Origin of the sequence: Chitinophaga sp. (assembly GCF_036566945.1) — a bacterium.
In the GTDB taxonomy this organism is placed as follows: Bacteria; Bacteroidota; Bacteroidia; order Chitinophagales; family Chitinophagaceae; genus Chitinophaga.
This window is the reverse complement of the sequence record NZ_DATCVJ010000690.1, coordinates 1-1644: the sequence shown is the minus strand read 5'-3', so window position 1 is coordinate 1644 and position 1644 is coordinate 1. Positions and strand designations below refer to the sequence as shown.

2 protein-coding genes are annotated in these 1644 nt (G+C 48.7%); both read left to right on the top strand.

Translation table 11 applies throughout. The features are described from left to right. A partial coding sequence (locus tag VIP81_RS20855) for a hypothetical protein (RefSeq protein ID WP_331965744.1) occupies positions 1-506 on the top strand: 506 nt, incomplete at its 5' end. Then, positions 478-1644 (top strand): GDSL-type esterase/lipase family protein (locus VIP81_RS20850; RefSeq protein WP_331965741.1); only part of this gene is annotated, 1167 nt, incomplete at its 3' end. The genes VIP81_RS20855 and VIP81_RS20850, both read left to right, overlap by 29 nt.

Sequence of the window (1644 nt, the reverse complement as noted above, 5' to 3'; positions counted from 1 at the left end):
ACTCGTTCAGAGGTATCAGTGGCGTGGAACTGGGGCATCTCTCTGCCGACATGATACGTCGTATGCAGCAGGAACGCCCGTACGACCTTATCGTGATGCACTATGGCGCTAACATATTGTTCCGTCCGGAGCTGACGGACTACAGCTGGTATGAGCGTCCTATGAAGAAAGTAATGGATTCCCTGCGACAGGATTTGCCGGGCACTTCTTTCCTGGTCATAGGTGCTGCCGATAAATCTTACAGAAAAGCCGACAAATATATTACCGCACCAGGCGTGGAAGCATTGCTGAAAGTACAGCATGATCTGGCTGCCAGTCACGGTACCGCCTATTGGAACCTTTACGCCGCGATGGGTGGCGAAGGATCCATGGTAAAGTGGGTAGAGGGAGATACGGTGATGGCCAACAAGGACTATACACACTTTAACAGAACGGGAGCGGCCAAAGTAGGAGCGCTGCTTTATAAAGCTATTATGAATGAATACAGGCTGGCACAACAACCTTAGAAAAAGATGGGTGGCAGTGCTATCATTGTTACTCGCCGGTATTACAACTTATGCACAACAGGTAAACGTTAACAACATTCAGCAGGATACTGCGCTATACAATGTTTTTCACTCCTTTTCCGCGGCAGACAGTAATGTAATATCCATCCTTCACCTGGGAGATTCCCATGTGCAGGCAGGCTATTTTCCACTGGCCATAGCAACGCAGCTGCAACGGCAGTTTGGCTATGCGGGCAGAGGATATGTTTTTCCCTACAATCTGGCGGGTACCAACGGCCCGGAAGATTTCAGGTGGAACAGCACCGTGAGATGGTCGTCGGAACGTGTGGTGGACCGCAATAAATCCGATGTACTTGGCCCCGGCGCTATTGACATTACTTCTTTGAATGATGCACCTACGCTGTCTTTCGCCGGTAAACCGGAAGGAAGCATGGACAATGATTTCCGCCAGGTACAATTGCTGTACGATGCCGGAAATACCAATAATACCTTAGTGGTTCCCGGTGCTACCGTAACAATATCACCTGCACCTTTTCCGGGCCCCTCTACGTTGAGCATGGCAACATTGGACTTTTCAGAAACGGCGCAGTCATTTCAGGCAAGATGGGAAGGTACAGGCACCGGCCCTTTCCGCTTTTACGGTGCTGTGATGCAAAATGGCCATAATGGAGTGTTGTACCACAGCGTTGGCATCAACGGCGCCATGTATCAGCATTACAATGAAATCAGTAATATCCTCCTGGCCCAGATGGCAGTGCTGAAACCTCAGCTGGTGATCATCTCCCTGGGAACAAACGAAGCCTATGGCCGACTGGACCCGTTGGCCTTCAGAGACGAAATAGATAAAGCCGTATCACTCATCCGGGAACAAAATCCCGCCGTAAATATTCTGTTGACTACACCGCCGGATTGTATGCGTGCCGTAAGAAAAGGTGTCCGAAAAAAAGTAGGCAAGAAAAAATACAAGACGATATACCATACAGCGTATTATCCAAATCCATATATCTCCATGGTAACACAGCAAATCATGGGATATGCCAGACAGCATGGCATTGCCTGCTGGAATTTTAATGCAGTAAATAAAGCGCAGAAGGATAGATTTGCAGGAGCATGGGCGCCAGATCATATTCATTTTAAT